Origin of the sequence: Paenibacillus cucumis (ex Kampfer et al. 2016), assembly GCF_019748695.1 — a bacterium.
Classification (GTDB): Bacteria; Bacillota; Bacilli; order Paenibacillales; family Paenibacillaceae; genus Paenibacillus; species Paenibacillus polysaccharolyticus.
In genome coordinates, this window is sequence record NZ_JACLIC010000062.1 from 1 (window position 1) to 16,056 (window position 16,056).

14 protein-coding genes and 1 riboswitch are annotated in these 16,056 nt (G+C 46.8%); of the genes, 4 read left to right on the forward strand and 10 right to left on the reverse strand.

Going from position 1 to position 16,056, the window contains the following annotated elements; genetic code table 11:
• The first annotated feature begins 172 nt into the window (after positions 1 to 172).
• Positions 173 to 433: a hypothetical protein gene (locus H7T88_RS28320; protein ID WP_221791721.1), complete on the forward strand. Its 261-nt coding sequence runs from the start codon at positions 173 to 175 to the stop codon at positions 431 to 433.
• Here the strand turns inward: H7T88_RS28320 and H7T88_RS28325 are convergent.
• The 8 genes from H7T88_RS28325 to H7T88_RS28360 form a co-directional block, all read right to left on the reverse strand.
• Complete coding sequence (locus H7T88_RS28325; protein WP_154892153.1) at positions 412 to 1,284, reverse strand: phosphoribosylaminoimidazolesuccinocarboxamide synthase; 873 nt, start codon at positions 1,282 to 1,284, stop codon at positions 412 to 414. The two genes, H7T88_RS28320 and H7T88_RS28325, sit on opposite strands and share 22 nt — an antisense overlap.
• Positions 1,285 to 1,585: 301 nt before the next feature.
• Complete coding sequence (gene purB, locus H7T88_RS28330) at positions 1,586 to 2,884, reverse strand: adenylosuccinate lyase (RefSeq protein WP_154960735.1); 1,299 nt, start codon at positions 2,882 to 2,884, stop codon at positions 1,586 to 1,588.
• Entirely contained in the window at positions 2,881 to 4,086 is a 1,206-nt protein-coding gene (gene purK, locus H7T88_RS28335) for a 5-(carboxyamino)imidazole ribonucleotide synthase (RefSeq protein ID WP_154985881.1), read from the reverse strand. Before purK ends, purB begins: the two co-directional genes overlap by 4 nt.
• Positions 4,083 to 4,568, reverse strand: coding sequence for a 5-(carboxyamino)imidazole ribonucleotide mutase (purE, locus tag H7T88_RS28340; RefSeq protein ID WP_090923373.1), 486 nt, complete (start codon positions 4,566 to 4,568; stop codon positions 4,083 to 4,085). The genes purK and purE overlap by 4 nt, the downstream gene beginning before the upstream one ends.
• A 156-nt stretch (positions 4,569 to 4,724) precedes the next feature.
• A riboswitch (purine riboswitch) is annotated at positions 4,725 to 4,826 on the reverse strand.
• Between the two features lie 316 nt (positions 4,827 to 5,142).
• Complete coding sequence (locus tag H7T88_RS28345) at positions 5,143 to 5,577, reverse strand: universal stress protein (protein ID WP_090923374.1); 435 nt, start codon at positions 5,575 to 5,577, stop codon at positions 5,143 to 5,145.
• 168 nt (positions 5,578 to 5,745) lie between these two features.
• A complete protein-coding gene (locus H7T88_RS28350) occupies positions 5,746 to 6,009 on the reverse strand; it encodes a DUF1294 domain-containing protein (RefSeq protein ID WP_090923375.1) in 264 nt (87 codons plus the stop codon).
• A gap of 114 nt (positions 6,010 to 6,123) precedes the next feature.
• A complete protein-coding gene (locus tag H7T88_RS28355) occupies positions 6,124 to 6,261 on the reverse strand; it encodes a hypothetical protein (protein ID WP_167375798.1) in 138 nt (45 codons plus the stop codon).
• Between the two features lie 89 nt (positions 6,262 to 6,350).
• On the reverse strand, positions 6,351 to 7,247 hold the full coding sequence (locus H7T88_RS28360) for an ROK family protein (protein ID WP_221791722.1): 897 nt from the start codon (positions 7,245 to 7,247) through the stop codon (positions 6,351 to 6,353).
• 133 nt (positions 7,248 to 7,380) lie between these two features.
• Between H7T88_RS28360 and H7T88_RS29105 the strand changes: the two genes are divergently transcribed.
• Entirely contained in the window at positions 7,381 to 8,559 is a 1,179-nt protein-coding gene (locus H7T88_RS29105) for a helix-turn-helix domain-containing protein (RefSeq protein ID WP_221791723.1), read from the forward strand.
• A gap of 84 nt (positions 8,560 to 8,643) precedes the next feature.
• Here H7T88_RS29105 and H7T88_RS28370 read toward each other — a convergent pair whose 3' ends face one another.
• The gene (locus tag H7T88_RS28370; protein ID WP_154985885.1) at positions 8,644 to 10,776 is read right to left on the reverse strand and encodes a DNA topoisomerase III; all 2,133 of its coding nucleotides are present in this window, start codon (positions 10,774 to 10,776) and stop codon (positions 8,644 to 8,646) included.
• 438 nt (positions 10,777 to 11,214) lie between these two features.
• On the opposite strand from H7T88_RS28370, the gene H7T88_RS28375 reads away from it, so the two are divergent.
• Together H7T88_RS28375 and H7T88_RS28380 are read left to right on the forward strand one after the other, a co-directional pair.
• Positions 11,215 to 13,152: an amidase family protein gene (locus H7T88_RS28375; RefSeq protein ID WP_221791724.1), complete on the forward strand. Its 1,938-nt coding sequence runs from the start codon at positions 11,215 to 11,217 to the stop codon at positions 13,150 to 13,152.
• Between the two features lie 306 nt (positions 13,153 to 13,458).
• Positions 13,459 to 14,715, forward strand: a complete 1,257-nt coding sequence (locus H7T88_RS28380; protein ID WP_221791725.1) for an S-layer homology domain-containing protein — start codon at positions 13,459 to 13,461, stop codon at positions 14,713 to 14,715.
• A gap of 137 nt (positions 14,716 to 14,852) precedes the next feature.
• Here H7T88_RS28380 and H7T88_RS28385 read toward each other — a convergent pair whose 3' ends face one another.
• Complete coding sequence (locus H7T88_RS28385; RefSeq protein ID WP_221791726.1) at positions 14,853 to 15,851, reverse strand: ketoacyl-ACP synthase III; 999 nt, start codon at positions 15,849 to 15,851, stop codon at positions 14,853 to 14,855.
• Positions 15,852 to 16,056 lie beyond the last annotated feature (205 nt).

Below are 16,056 nucleotides of genomic sequence, written 5' to 3' on the forward strand. Positions count from 1 at the left end.
GGACGCTTCGCTCCTTCGTGAACCATTCCACCTCTCCGCTTGTTCCTACGGCGCTATTTTTTAAAGGCCTAAACCCTTTGCGTTGCTCAGTGGCAACTGTACAAGCGGTAAACCTGAACCAATCCTTAGCTTTCCGCATACGCGGTACAGGTCTTCAAGTCTTTGAGTAACATTGATTTTAATTCTTGCATTGATTCCAGGCTTCACACCTAGTGAAGCCTACGCCTTAATTACCTCATCCACCAGTTTGAACACTGGCGGAGGGAAAGATTTGAGCTGGAGAAACGAAGTGCTCGCCTTTGCAACCGGAATGTGTCCTTTTGAAAACAAGGATACGAATCCAAACATTCCGGGGGCAACAGCGATCGAAAGCCAAACTTTCCTGGAGCCAGCGCTCAAACGTTACACTTATTATTTCGTTAAACGTTTATAAATATCGACGTATCTTGCCGTTGTCGCTTCCACGACCTCTTGCGGAAGCGGGTCGGGCTTGCTGTTCTTGTCCCAATCGGTGCCTGCAAGATAGGTACGGACAGGCTCTTTATCCATGCTGTCGATCTCAATGTCGAGAGCATAGTTTTCTTTTGCCCAGAAGCGGGAGGCATCCGGGGTGAAGATTTCATCAATCAGGATCACCTTGCCATCCACAATGCCAAACTCGAATTTGCAGTCTGCCAGAATGATACCGCGCTGATCACAGTAATCACGAGCAAACTCATAGAGACGCAAGCTTTTCTCTTGAAGCTCGATAGCAAGCGCATCTCCAACAAGCTCTTTCATACGCTCCATCGGAATGTCCTCGTCATGACCAACGTCATTTTTGGCAGCTGGTGTGAAGATGGGCACTTCGAGCTTGGCATTTTTGCGCAGGCCTTCCGGCAGTTTGATTCCATTCACTTCTCCGGTTGTCTCGTACTGTCTCCAGCCACCACCAGTGATGTATCCGCGCACCACACATTCGATATCGATGCGCTCTGCTTTGCGTGTAACCATGATGCGGTTTTTGAGCAATTCAGGTTCGGTGACCAGATCACCCAGTTGATTCACATCGGTATGAACCACGTGGTTTTCCATCATGCTACCTGTCAGTTCAAACCAGAAGCTACTGAGTTGATTCAGCACATTACCTTTCTCTGGAACCGCCGGGTCGAGCACATAATCAAATGCTGAGATGCGATCCGTTACCACAATAAGAAAATGCTCACCCAGATCGTATAGCTCGCGTACTTTTCCTTTGTATAACAGAGGTGCTTTAACAAGATCTGCCGCCGTGGACAGTGCCATGGGGTCACCTTCTTTCAGGAGATGTAAATTATACGTCCAATTCCCCTCATCACGCGGGGCCACTCCAAATGCAGAAGAACCTTCCGATCGCTGTTATCCCCGGATTTTTCTGATCCAATTGTATGAGGGGAAAATTCGGTGATAAAGGCGAACGCTTCGCTTCTACAGGTTTTTTCTGCATTCTCCGTTCCAGCGTGAACACATAATCAACCTATACTTTTAGTGGGGTATTTCTGTCCTCTACGTTCCCTGCTAGCCCATCATTCGTTCTCTAACCTTATTAAGGGAATATATTAATCGTTTAGTCGTTCAAGCCGAGTTTTTTGAAAATCGTATCTACGTGTTTCAGGTGCCAGGACGGGTTAAATGCATCTGCAATTTCCTCGTCGTTCAGCACAGCTGTAATTTCCGGTGTGGACTTCACGATGTCCTGGAATTGACGTTGTTCTTCCCATGCCTGCATGGCACGTGGTTGAACGGTATCGTATGCTTGCTCACGGCTGAAGCCTTTGTCGATCAGTTTCGTCATAACGCGACCGGAGAATGGCACGCCGAAGGTACGTTCCATGTTGCGTTTCATGTTTTCCGGGAACACAGTCAGGTTCTTCACAATGTTACCGAAACGGTTCAACATGTAGTTCAGCAACATCGTTGCGTCCGGCAAAATGACACGTTCTACGGAAGAGTGTGAGATGTCACGCTCGTGCCACAATGTTACGTTCTCGTATGCAGATACCATATGTCCGCGGATAACGCGGGACAGACCGGAGATGTTTTCACTGCCGATCGGATTGCGCTTGTGCGGCATCGCGGAAGATCCTTTTTGACCTTTGGCAAACGCTTCTTCCACTTCACGGAACTCGCTCTTCTGCAGTGCACGTACTTCTGTAGCGAACTTGTCCAGAGAAGTTGCGATCAGTGCCAGCGTAGCCATGTACTCCGCATGACGGTCACGTTGCAACGTTTGCGTGGAGATTGGTGCAGGCTTGGTACCCAGCTTCTCACAGACAAACTCTTCAACAAATGGATCGATGTTAGCATACGTTCCAACGGCACCGGAGATTTTACCGAACTGTACGCCATCCGCCGCATGGCGGAAACGATCCAGGTTACGCTTCATCTCTTCATGCCACAACGCCATTTTCAATCCGAAAGTTGTTGGCTCCGCATGTACACCATGCGTACGTCCCATCATTGGCGTATGCTGATATGTCAGTGCTTTTTCACGCAAAATTTCGATGAAATTAATGATGTCTTTTTCCAAAATTTCGTTCGCTTGACGCAGTACATATCCCAGTGCCGTATCCACCACGTCCGTGGAAGTCAGGCCGTAGTGAACCCATTTCCGCTCTGCACCCAGGCTCTCGGATACCGTACGTGTGAACGCAATAACGTCATGGCGTGTTTCCTTTTCAATCTCATAGATACGATCAATGTCAAAAGAAGCGTTCTGGCGAAGCAAAGCTGCTTCTTCCTTCGGGATAACTCCAAGCTCAGCCCATGCCTCGCATGCACAAATTTCAACTTCCAGCCACGATTGGAATTTGTTCTCTTCTGTCCAGATGGCTCTCATTTCGGGTCTGCTATAACGTTCAATCATGAATTTGTATGCCTCCATAGATTAGTTTGTTCGATCCATTGCAATCCTTCTTCGACATCCTGACAGAGCAGGTTCACATGCCCCATCTTACGTCCTGTCTTCGCTTCGCTCTTGCCATATATATGAAGCTTAGGGATAACACCGAGTTCCATCGCCTCTTCATCAGGTTGCCCTGTTCTTGCGATGATTCCTTCCAGATGCTCACCAAGCACATTGACCATAACGACGGGACTTAACAGCGTTGTATCCCCCAGCGGTAATCCGCAGATGGCACGAACATGTTGCTCAAACTGTGATGTGGCGCAAGCCTCCATCGTGTAGTGTCCGGAATTATGCGGCCTTGGAGCCAGCTCGTTCACATACAGTCTGCCGTCAGCGGCTACAAACAGTTCGACCGCCAGTAATCCGACAGCTTTCAGGGATTCCGCAACTGCAGCGGCCAGTTTCTGTGCTTCCAGTTGAATGTCTGTAGCCACTCGCGCAGGTACGATGGAAGCATGCAAAATGTTATTCACATGAATGTTCTCCGCAGGCGGGAACGTTTTGATCTCTCCGCTCGTGCTACGAGCAACAATGACTGAAATCTCGCATTCGAACTTGATGAATTGCTCCAGCACCAGCTCTGCTCCTGTCGATGCAAGCTCTTGATAAGCCTCTTCAGCTTCCGCTGCGACACGAATCACCCGCTGACCTTTGCCGTCATATCCGCCAGTCACTGTTTTCAGCACACATGGAACTCCTAATTCACTCACCGCAGCATTCATCGTATCCAAACTGGTAATTTCGCGGTATGGAGCAACTCTGACACCAGCGGCTTCAATCGCACGTTTCTCACGCAAGCGATGCTGGGTCGTGTATAAAAGGGAGCTCCCTTGCGGCACGGATGACTCACGCTCAAGTAAAGCCGCCACTTCTGCATCCACATTCTCGAATTCATACGTGATCACATCGCATTGCCGCGCGAGTTCTCTTGCTGCCTGTACATCGTCGTATCCAGCTTCAATCTGCTTCGCAATCTGGCCACAAGGTGAATCCGGTGTTGGATCAAGAGTAACGAAACGATACCCCATCGCCGTTCCAGCAAGCGTCATCATGCGTCCAAGCTGCCCGCCGCCAAGAATACCGATTGTTGTATGTCCGGGTAATAAGACGGGTTGTCCCTGCCCTGTTCCCTTATCCTGTCTGGTTGCCTCGTTACTCATAGCTCATCACTGCTTTCCAGTACTTCTTGTTTAATCCGTTCTCTGCGAGCTTCGGAGCGGCGCTGCACCTCCGGGTCAAATGCGCCAATGATCTGTGCCGCGAGTAAGCCTGCATTTGTCGCACCCGCTTTGCCAATGGCTACCGTCGCTACCGGGATGCCGCCAGGCATCTGCACAATGGACAGCAAGGAATCGAGACCGTTCAATGCTTTGGATTGAACCGGAACACCGATGACGGGAAGCATCGTTTTGGATGCCACCATACCTGGAAGATGAGCCGCTCCGCCTGCACCAGCGATAATGACCTTGAATCCGCGGTCGATCGCCTGCTCTGCATATTCAAACATCAAATCCGGAGTGCGATGTGCGGAGACGACCTTTTTTTCATAACCAATCTCAAGCTCGTCCAGCACCTCGCACGCATGTTTCATCGTTTCCCAATCAGACTTACTGCCCATAATTACAGCAACTTGCACTGACATGAATACATCCCACTCCCATCTGAGCATTTTAAAAAAAACAAAAAGTCCGCTACCCGCGAAAATATTACATTTTCTCCGGACACCGGACTCCAAGAAATACGTATCCCGCATTTGGGCATGCCAAAAGGGGCTTGCTGTCCGCAATCAACCATGCGACTCTCAGCCGTATCTCCTCGTAGTCCGGAAATTTACGGTTTCCGGGTAGATACTTCCGGGCCCTATTCCCGGCGTTATACGAGCAAATATCTATTCGTTACATCTTTGTTTACCATGTTCCACAATCATACAGCTTTCGTTCCTACTCGACCTTATTTTAACCTGATCGACACATCTAACATTCTAACAATCCCCTACAGCGTATGTCAACTTAAAGACGAACATTTAACATATTGACAAATCTAATGTTCGGGAATTAGTACAGTGTTATACAATAAACTCCAAATTCACTTGAAATACCCCATCCTGTTGCTTCAAAATAAAATAAAGAAAGCCGGCTTCTCTTCAATTTCTCGAAGACAACCGGCTTGTTCACACGGGAATGGAGTACAAGTACATCCTCCCTCTTATTTCAATATCATTTTACGATCAATACAGGAATCTGAGCATGTTGTACTACGTTGTGACTGACACTGCCCAGCACGAATTCACGGATTCCGCCTAAACCTCGGGAACCAATAATAATGATATCCGAGCCGTTTTCTTTGGCATAGTCCAGCAACACCTCTGCTGCAGCCCCTTGGATCAGATCTACATTTGCCGTAACACCGGCAGCCTGAATACGCTCTTTGGCTTCATCCGTCGTTTGCACAGCCAGATTGTAGTAATCGTTGTTGAGTGAAGGCGGCAACGGCGCCAGACCTTCCCCAATAAATACGCGCGGAAAATCAAATGCATGAATGACATCAAGCACAGCCCCCGGCGATGCCTTCGCAAACTCGATTGCACGATCCAGTGCTTTATTTGAAGCTTTTGACCCATCATAAGCTACTAAGATTTTGGAAAATAACATGTAAATCCCGTCCCTTCCTTATATATGTAGAACCCGAAGCAAGCCTCGGTCTGACATCTAAATCCCTTACAGAGCCTGGAACCATGTAACTTCTTAAACCTTCACAGGTTAAAATGAACCACTTGATAAGAAACAATTTACATAATAAACTCATTCTTCCCTAAACCATCACTGCAAAAAGTAACCATACATCACTGCATTCAGAAACACGAGCAACGGAATGCCAATCGTAAAGCTGGGATGTTTCGTTTTATGCCTTTTCCGATACATCGCAATCCAGACACCTAATGCACCACCGATAAAGGCTAGCAAAAATAACGTTCGTTCAGGCGTGCGATCCCGCCGCTGCTGTGCACGTCTCTTGTCGTCAGACATGACCAGATATGCGACAACATTAATAAAGATAAACCATACGATAAGTCCGGTATGCATATGCGTTTAGCGGTCCCCCTGTCCCGGGACATCTCCCTGTCTCCATTATAATCCCAAGACAGGCAGATGATCAACGCGGGCAGAGAACCGCACTATTTTACATAAACGAGAATTTTACGATTCCTGTTTCGGAATCCCGTTCAGGCTCGGTACCCTTTTGGCTGATTTCTCCGGGGTCACTGCGATATTCTCTTCCCGAATGCTGTCCTTATTCTGCTGGTTATTGCGTTTTTCCGGTTTGTTATGCGGCATCTCAGGCTCACCTCCTCCGCTTACGTTGCCTGAAAACGAAGCTTCTTATACGAAGGAGGCACCTGTATTTTAGGCTTCAGGGCGCACGTCTAGTTGTTCCGGTGACTGTTTAGAAAATGATATAACGCTCCGTACAGGTTGGCATCATTTCCAAACGTACAGGCTGTAATCTGTGGGCTCGCCTTATGCAATGGGTTAATTCGCTTCAGTTCATCTATTGCCCATTGGATTCGCTCCAGCACAACAGGCTGTGCACTAATGCCTCCTCCAATGGCAAACACTTCAGGGTCGAGAATGTATTGCAGATTCATGATCTGAACCGCAATCTGTGTGCAAAAGGTATCAAATACACCGCACGCCTCCGCATCTCGCTGATTAATAAATTCAAACACGGCCTCACCATCGGCAGGGTCATCCAGCCCCTTTAACTCACCAATCTGTCTGACCATCTCTACAGCCGAGCTCTCCAGTCCAAAATAGACCGCTTCCTTCGTTACCGGGTCAATCCGGCTCATCACATAACTAACTTCTCCGGCTGACAAGTTTTTGCCACGTTGCAGTTTACCGTCCATGATGATTCCTCCCGCGATGCCGCTACCCAGCACCATAACAACGGAATCCTTGGTATCTTTGACACTGCCGAGCCATAGTTCGGCAAGCGCTGCGCACTTCCCATCATTTTCAATGGACACATGGATCGCATATCTGTCTTCAAGAAATTTGGCTAAATTCACCTCATGCAAAAATGGAAAAGAACCGCCGTGATACACCATTCCTGTCTCCACATCGATTGTTCCCGGACAACTCAGGGCAATGCCCTGAATCTGTGACAAATCTTGTGCATCCACGATGGCATAAAGCGCATCCTGCAGTTCCTGCAAGCCACTCCGCCCAACGCCACGTTTTCCCTTCGACAACAGCTCTCCGCTTTCGCTCATGATTCCGTATTTAATAAAAGTTCCACCAATATCAATAACTAGATACATTGTGTCTGCCTCCTGCTCTACATATCATTCATCAACATCTTAATTGAAATATAGAGCGTTTCCATTTATATTTATGGTATTTATTTGCGATTAATAGTAATTAATTATGATCTTTAGGGAGATGGAGTGTTCAGTGCCAACGATAACCGAAACCAAACTTCAATGGATCTTACAAACGTTATATGATACCACCCGGGTTCCTGCGTTCTACCTTAAGCGAGGTATCGATCGTCATCCTACTTTGAGCCCGGAATTGGTGAACCAGCTTCTGTCCACTCCTGTTCATCTGAAAATCCAGCTCATGGATTACAATATACAAATGGATAAGATGATCCTGATGCCAGTCTCCACTCCTGAAGGGCAAGATCTGCTTGTTCTCTGGCCCAATGCACAGTCATATGTTGAGCATGTTCCGTTTGCATGGGATCAACAACTGAATTCAACCACATTCATTGAACCCAATGATCTCCATCAACTGCTGAGTGTGGCGATTATGGCCCATTATCTTTTACATCATGAAATATTGGATCGGAATCAAGTTCTTGAGGACAACAAACATGTCTTAAATATAAATAATCATGCGGAAGGTGTACTTGAACTATCTCTTCTGGAACAGAGAGAGCGGAGATTGTTTCACAAATCCTACCTGTCGGAGAAAAAGGTATTCGATCAGGTGCGTCTGGGGAACAAACATAAGATGCTTTTGTATCTGAAGCAGCATATGGAGTTGAACGGGGTCTACGGCACTTTATCGAAACAGAATAGTTTACGGAGCAAAAAGAATCTGATCATCGCGGCCATTACGCTCGGAACCCGTGCTGCAATTGATGGCGGATTGTATTCGGAGTCGGCACTTACGCTTAGCGACACCTATATTCAGCACATTGAAACGCTGTCCCGGATTGATTCGATTCATCCGATTCTGCTTAAGATCCTTGGTGATTTTACCGAACGTGTAGCCAAAGTCCATCGGGCTCATAACTCCAAAGACATTCTGTTATGCCAGGAATATATATTCAATCACTTATACGATGACTTAAGTCTGTCCGTACTGTCCGCGCATCTGCAAATAAGCCCCTCCTATCTTTCCCGTAAATTCAAGGAAGAGACTGGAGAGGCACTTCGCATTTTTATACAAAGGCAACGGATTGAAGAAGCCAAAAATCTGATCGTTTTCTCAGACTATCGCCTGAGTGAGATTCATACGTTGCTTAACTTTCACGATCAGAGTTACTTCATCAAAGTGTTCCGAAAACATACGGGTTTTACACCAAAAGAGTATCGTAATCGATTTGTGGTCAAGCCTTCTTGAACATGACACCTGTATCAACCCATTTAAAAGTCGGAGATCGTTTAAGCTTTGATTCTCTTATCTTCCGTTATCTCTGCCGCATGCCTATTTTCCTTGTTTCTCCATAGCCGCCTTGAGCAAATCCCCCAGGTTGGAGCCGATGGACTCCTGCTTCGCGTATTGTTTCACCAGCTTTTGCTGCTCGCGTTTGTTCACGTGTTGCTTATCTTTATCCAGCGTTTCGGTGATTCCGCATGGCAGACACTGTACATACAGTCCAGCTTTGCCTTCCTTAATCTCCATCTTCTTATGACACTGCGCGCAGCGGCGGTTTGACAACCGCTTCTCATTGGAGCGACGATAACCACAGTCCTCTGTAGGACATACGAGGAACTTGCCACGTTTCCCCTTTTTCTCAAGCAACTTGGCGTTACAGTCCGGGCAGTGGCTATTGGTTACATTATGCGGTTTGTACTCGGCTTTACTGCTTTTCACGGTGGATACAAGTTCCTTTGCCATGGAACGAATACCATCCAGGAACGGGCCTGGTTTACCCTGTCCACGTGCTATACGCTCCAGTTCAGCCTCCCAACGAGCGGTCAGTTCCGGTGTTCGCAGTTGCGGGGCAGCAAGCTCAATCAGCTGTTTGCCTTTGCCCGTTGGATGCAGACTGTTCCCTTGACGATCAATCGTATCCGAGCTGACCAGTTTCTCGATGATATCTGCGCGTGTCGCAGGTGTGCCCAGTCCGTGCTTCTCCATCTGGGAGAGCAACGCTGCTTCCGTATACCTCTTCGGTGGCATCGTACGTCCACTCTTGATGTGGCAGCGCCCAAGTGTCACTGACTGACCTTGCTGTAAGTCTGGCAGCAGTGCACGCTCATGGTCACCTGCATCATTGGAACGGTCATCATCTTCATCATCCGTATAATCACCGCCGTACACTTCGCGCCAGCCACTATCCTTGACCGTTGTGCCCTTCACATGGAAGGAATCCTTACCTACCTGTACCGTAACAGCTACTGAATCATACCTCGCTGCTGGATAGAACAGACTGATGAAACGGCGAACAATCAGATCGTAGAGTTTACGTTCCTCTGGACTAAGTTGATTTAAGAGCACCGTCTGCTCGGTTGGAATAATGGCATGGTGATCGGTAACCTTGCTATCATCAACAATCCGTTTGGTGACATTCAGATTTTTGCGCAGTAAAGGGCGTGCAAGTGATGCATACGGGCCAACAGCTACACTCTCGAGTCGTTCTTTTAACGTTCCCGTCATGTCTGAAGTCAAATAACGGCTATCTGTCCGCGGATAAGTAACAAGCTTATGCTGCTCATATAGACGCTGGAGTACGTTAGAGGTCTGTTTAGCGGAAAAACCGTGTTTACGGTTCGCATCCCTTTGCAGTTCCGTAAGGTCATAGGCCAGCGGATGCGGCTCGACTTTCTCACTTTTTTTCACCTGGGCAATCGAGCCTTTACGTCCTTCTACACGTGCCTTCAATTGCTGCATATCCTGTTTGTCAAAAATTCTGGAATCCCCGCCAGCTGCACGCCATACCGCCTGAAAATCTCCAAAGTCTGCGCTTAACGTCTCATATTCCTCTGAACGGAAGCCGTTAATTTCATTTTCCCGATCCATGATCATTCCCAAAGTTGGCGTCTGTACACGTCCAGCGGACAATTGGGCATTGAACCGTACGGTTAACGCACGTGTTACATTAAGACCAATCATCCAGTCTGCTTCGGCACGGCAGCGTGCGGATTCATAGAGACGGTCAAATTGACTTCCCGGCTTCAGCGAGGCAAATCCGTCCTTGATCGCTTTATCCGTTTGGGATGAAATCCACAGTCGTTTGAACGGCTTTTTCCACTGCGCCATTTGCATAATCCATCTTGCAAGCAGTTCTCCTTCACGGGCCGCATCCGTTGCAATAACCAACTCACCCACATCCTGACGTTTCATCAGTTGCTGCACGGCTTTGTACTGGTGATTCGTTTCCCGGAGCACCTTCAGCTTGGTTCGCTCTGGCAAAATCGGCAAATCCTCCAGATTCCACGTCGCATACTTTTTGTCATAATCCTCAGGTTCGGCGAGGCCCACCAAATGTCCCAAGGCCCACGTTACAATGTATTTCGGACCTTCCATATAACTTTTATGTTTATCACGCGCGCCCATCACCCTTGCAATCTCCCGGGCTACAGATGGCTTCTCTGCGAGTACCAATGTCTTCACTTCGTATCTCTTCCTTTCTTTCCAAACGCTAATATCGGAGACAACGGATCTGTCTTCCTTGTCTTCATATATTTCCATCTTTACATTATATCATCTCAATCAGAATCATGTTTTCGACAAATGTATATTCAACAGAACAGGGTTTCAAGGGCATCTCTTTTTGCCAATACATTCAACTTATCATCCGATCAGGAAATGTCATATCTATGTTAGATAATATCTTTTCTTAGACTTTTCAATAAAAAAATAGTCTTTCACTTCCAAGACACAAAGAGAAAACGTGAGATATCATCACACAAAACCAATATGTATGCGTTTTTTTGAATAAATAATAGATTTGTAAGATTACCTCACACCAATATAAGATGTGCAAAAGCATTATAAAAAGATTGCTAAAACACACACATCATCTTAGACACAGGAAGGGAGCGTGGATGCATGACTTATCATGGATCTGTATTGAAAAAAGGCGGGGCCTTATTACTCGCGGGAGCCGTGGTTGCCGCAACGTGGGGAGGAACTGCTGTACCTTTGGCTTTCGCCGCCGCTGCAACTCCTCCAAGCCAAACCTCCACCGTCGCCGCCCTTGCAGGGAAAGCGCCGGTCAGTGCCGCAACCTTCGTTCAGGCCATGGAAGAAGCCGCAACACTTGCAGGTGTACCTTTTACCATGGACAAGCTCTCCGGTGCGACCATATCACGCAAAGATGCTGCACTTGCCTTGCAGCAATGGCTCAAGCCGGACACTGCTCCGGCATCCTTCAAGGATGTGCCGAAGCAGTCCGAGTATGCCAGTGCCGTCGGTGCCCTGAATGCCGCCGGACTAATGAAAGGCTATACGGACTCTCTTTTCTTACCGAACGCTGTACTTACAGCGAACGACGTCTCTATTTTGAAAGACCGCATCTATACCTACATAAAACCGTTTGTGCTCGAAGAAGCCGCGATCATGGATATGCAGAACGCCATGGCACAAGGTAAACTGACATCCAAAGAGCTGGTGCAACATTATCTGGATCGTATCGCGAAATACGATGATCAAGGTGTCAGCATTAATGCTGTCCTCAATCTGAACCCGGATGCACTTAAAATCGCAGAGCAACTCGATGAAGAACGCACAGCTCAGGGACCTCGCGGCCCGCTTCACGGTATCCCGATCCTGGTGAAGGATAACTTTGATACCAAAGACATGCCCACCACAGCTGGCTGTATCTGCCTGAAGGATTCTATTCCGGCTCATGATGCAGAGCAGGTAAAGAAGCTGAAAGCAGCGGGAGCCATTATTTTGGGCAAAACCAACCTGCATGAGTTTGCTTTTGGCATCACAACATCAAGCTCACTGGGAGGACAAACGCTTAACCCTTACGCTCTTGATCATTATCCGGGCGGATCGAGTGGTGGAACAGGTGCGGCCATTGCCGCGAACTTCGCTGCAGCAGGTATGGGCACCGATACAGGTGGGTCCATCCGCATACCGTCCAGCTTTAACAGCCTTGTCGGTATTCGTCCAACCATTGGCCTCTCCAGCCGAGAAGGCATTATTCCACTCGCACTGACACAAGACGTTGGTGGGCCGATGGCACGCACCGTAAGTGATGCGGCAATCATGCTGGATGCTACCGTTGGTTATGATAAAAAAGATGTTGCCACGGCTTACGCGGTAGGCAAAATCCCTTCCAGTTACACAGACTTCCTGGACGCGAACGGACTGAAGGGTGCTCGAATCGGTGTAGCTCCTGAACTCATCCCAAGCACCAAAGCGGAGGAAAAAGCGGTTGCCGACGTCATCAATGCCGCTGTTGAAGAACTGAAATCACTTGGCGCTACCGCGGTACCAATCTCCATTCCTAACTTTGCAGAGATCAATAAATATCCTAGCCTCAGTGGCTATGAGTTCAAATTCCAGCTGAATGACTATCTGGATTCTCTAGGTGACAACGCGCCGTATCATAGCCTGTCCGAGATCATCGCATCCGGTCAATTTGATAAATCCCAAGAACAATCCATGAAAGCACGGGATGCACGGGATACGCTAGATACATCAGAGTACAAAGATATCGTCCTGAAGCGTACTCAAATTACTCGTGATTCCTTACTGAAAGTCATGGCGGATAACCATTTGGATGCAATCATCTATCCTACATCAACACAAGCTGCTGGCGTGATTGGCAAAGGGCAAACCTCTGGTGCCAACAATCGTCTAAGCCCATTCTCCGGTTTCCCGTCTATTACCGTCCCGGCTGGCTTCACAACGGATGGCTTGCCTGTAGGCATTGAATTCCTGGGCCGTGCCTTTGACGAAGGTACACTGATCAAGCTGGCTTACAGCTACGAACAAGGTACACACCATCGCCAAGCACCCAAGTTAACGCCTTAACTTCTTGGTGACTGATGATATATAAACATGAGCACTCATACTTCTGTTGATGATAACCAATTCGGTGATAAGTCCTCATAAATCAAGCCAAGTTCTTATCAATCAAAACAAGTTCTCATATTTCAATCTGACCCTGTATTGAATATTCTTCATGAAACATGCACCCCCATTCACGATTCTGTGAATCGGGGTGTTTTTCGATCTACATTTTCAAATTGCCCAGATCTTGATTTGTCGTCTACAATATGTATGAAGAAGTTTACTACTTATACATCGTTTGAACCACACATTAACAGGAGGTTTTGGATGAACTATTCAAGATGGCATATGCTACTTATTACCGTGCTCAGTTTCTCCCTTTTAGCTACATCGACGGCCAGTGCTGCCACGACTACTAATGCCAAGAAATATAAGTGGGCTAAGCCGGCTGTAAAATTCATGGCCTCTCACGGTGTCATGCAAAGCTACGAACAGGAAACAGATCGTTTAAACCAGACAGTGTCCAAAGCCGAATTAACCCAAATGATACATACCTTATTCAAGGAATTTCGTGTTGAACCCGATAAAAAAATCGAAATTCCAGGCGTACCAGAAGGAAGCACCTATTATTCCATTTTTAGAGATGTGTACGGTAGCATTCCGAGTAATCCTTCGGGTATGATCGCAGCGGCAGACCAGATTAATTATCACAACTATACATTCACTTATCTACCCACGAAAGAATTGTCTCGCTGGGATTTGTTAATCGCCATGAGTACACTATTCCCTGAAACTGGGAACCATTTGGACGAAGTAAATGATAAAAAAGCATTAGCTCATATGAAATCATTTAAAGATATCCCGATAAAGAGTTTCTCTTCTTCTGAAGAATATGAAAAATGGGATTTTGCCCATCAACTGTTAGCTGCGCAATTTGGTTTAATTCAACCAAAAAAACAGAATCCATATATTGGGTCTGAGCTTGACTATGTAAAAATCCGTGCTTTACTCAACTTCGCCGAAGCAGGCATTATGAAACCCGATGCCAAAGGGAAATTTTATCCGAATCAAAAGGTAACGTTAGCTGAAACTGTGGTTATCCTGCAACGCATCTACAATTTTTATGGCGGGAAAGGCTACAAACATCAGCCTACCAAAGACGAACTGATTCCAAGAGAGTTAAATCGTGAGTACGTCTATAGAAATTCTGCGCATGGCAGTCTTATATCTGATAATGTGGCACTTGTTAGTACAGACAACATTTCTACCGCCTATCTGGCAATCAGCGCAACAGAACCGGTTGATCTGAAAGTCATTGTGAACGGCGAGAGTATAACCTACTCTTATGAACAATTAAGCGTACTTGATGCACCTATTATGATCGCGTTTGACGGGGCAGATTATGCAGAGGTATACCCCATTTTACGCAGGACAGGCAAACCCATTGTAGATCAGGGGGAAATTGAAGGTAATGAATTTTTCGAAAAGTTAGATTTGTTTTTTTATTTCTCGGGTAAATGGACTGATTTTAGTGTGTTCAATACATTATGGGAAGATGAAAGTTATGAAGAGTTTGAACAGTAACGTTGATGAGTAATAATTGGGAAATAGCAAATATAAGGTAGAGCTCAGATTACTGAGTTCTACCTTTTTTTTCCTTTGATGCTAGTATGAAAACTGAACTGAAGTCTAATTCATCAGACACCTTGGTAGATTTACATTTACGCCCTATCCGGCACACCCCATCGAACAACTAGACCCGAGTACGTTAGCCCGCCTCCAAAACCAAACAGCGCAACGTTGTGCCCATGTCTCAGCTTCCCTTCATCCACTGCAATCTGCAATGCAAGTGGAATTGAGGCCGCAGAAGTATTCCCCCGGTACTCCATACTCGTTAATGTACGTTCGAGCGGAATCGGTCCACGTTCACACATCGCTTCAATCATGCGCATATTGGCACTGTGCGGAACAAACCAATCGATCTGCTCAGGTGACATTTCAGCTCTCGTAATAAGCTCAGCTAATTGTTCCGGGACCATGCGGACTGCCCATTTGTAGACCTCTCTTCCGTTCTGCACCAAATTTCCTTCGGCATTCAACTGATGACCATCCATCTCTGTAGAAAGTCCGCTTTTGTATAGGTGCATACCACCTTCCCCTTGTGTCCCAGAAATGACAGACTTAAAGTGACCCTGGTCAGAAGCACGTTCTACCATAAACGCACCGGCTCCATCTCCAAACAACACGCACGTTGTTCGATCGGTATAGTCTGTTATTTTAGATAACGTCTCAGCCCCGATTACGAGTACCTTACGATACATCCCACTGGTCACCAGACTATCTGCCAGTTGCATACCGTATGTGAAGCCGGCGCAAGCCGCGTTCAGATCAAGCACTCCCGTCTGGGGAATACCCAGGTTTGCCTGGACTCGTGAAGCCGAACTTGGGAAAGCATACTCGGGTGTACTTGTTGCAAAAAGAATCATATCTACATCGGTGATCTTTACCTCGTAACGACGCACCATATCCTCCACAGCTTTTGTAGCCAGGTCTGATACAAATTCATGTTCTCCTGCAATCCGGCGCTCTCTCATGCCTGTTCGCTGTACAATCCATTCATCACTTGTATCGACCATCTTTTCCAAATCTGCATTACTTAATATTCGATCCGGTACATACGTACCCATGGCTGTTATCGTTGCTTTAGATTGATGATTCATAGCAGAGATCACCTCGAATGTTTTTTTATCATTATAGCACTAAGTATTAGTACTTGGTACTAATTTTATTCTTTAGGAGACTACTATTTATCAACCAGACGCTGACAATACAAAAAACAGCCCAATTTCTTGAACTATTCAACATTTAAACAGGATAAGTATGTAAAAAAAAGACACACCTGATTTTCATCAAGTGTGTCTTTGC

What these genes read in the sequence shown, in the direction of transcription:
- H7T88_RS28355 (WP_167375798.1), bottom strand. Translation starts at nt 6,261, where the DNA reads ATGCCGCATAACAAACCGGAAAAACGCAATAACCAGCAGAATAAGGAC.
- purK (WP_154985881.1), bottom strand. Translation starts at nt 4,086, where the DNA reads ATGAGTAACGAGGCAACCAGACAGGATAAGGGAACAGGGCAGGGACAA.
- H7T88_RS28380 (WP_221791725.1), top strand. Translation starts at nt 13,459, where the DNA reads ATGAACTATTCAAGATGGCATATGCTACTTATTACCGTGCTCAGTTTC.
- H7T88_RS28325 (WP_154892153.1), bottom strand. Translation starts at nt 1,284, where the DNA reads ATGGCACTGTCCACGGCGGCAGATCTTGTTAAAGCACCTCTGTTATAC.
- H7T88_RS28375 (WP_221791724.1), top strand. Translation starts at nt 11,215, where the DNA reads ATGACTTATCATGGATCTGTATTGAAAAAAGGCGGGGCCTTATTACTC.
- H7T88_RS28350 (WP_090923375.1), bottom strand. Translation starts at nt 6,009, where the DNA reads ATGCATACCGGACTTATCGTATGGTTTATCTTTATTAATGTTGTCGCA.
- purB (WP_154960735.1), bottom strand. Translation starts at nt 2,884, where the DNA reads ATGATTGAACGTTATAGCAGACCCGAAATGAGAGCCATCTGGACAGAA.
- purE (WP_090923373.1), bottom strand. Translation starts at nt 4,568, where the DNA reads ATGTCAGTGCAAGTTGCTGTAATTATGGGCAGTAAGTCTGATTGGGAA.
- H7T88_RS28345 (WP_090923374.1), bottom strand. Translation starts at nt 5,577, where the DNA reads ATGTTATTTTCCAAAATCTTAGTAGCTTATGATGGGTCAAAAGCTTCA.
- H7T88_RS28385 (WP_221791726.1), bottom strand. Translation starts at nt 15,851, where the DNA reads ATGAATCATCAATCTAAAGCAACGATAACAGCCATGGGTACGTATGTA.
- H7T88_RS28360 (WP_221791722.1), bottom strand. Translation starts at nt 7,247, where the DNA reads ATGTATCTAGTTATTGATATTGGTGGAACTTTTATTAAATACGGAATC.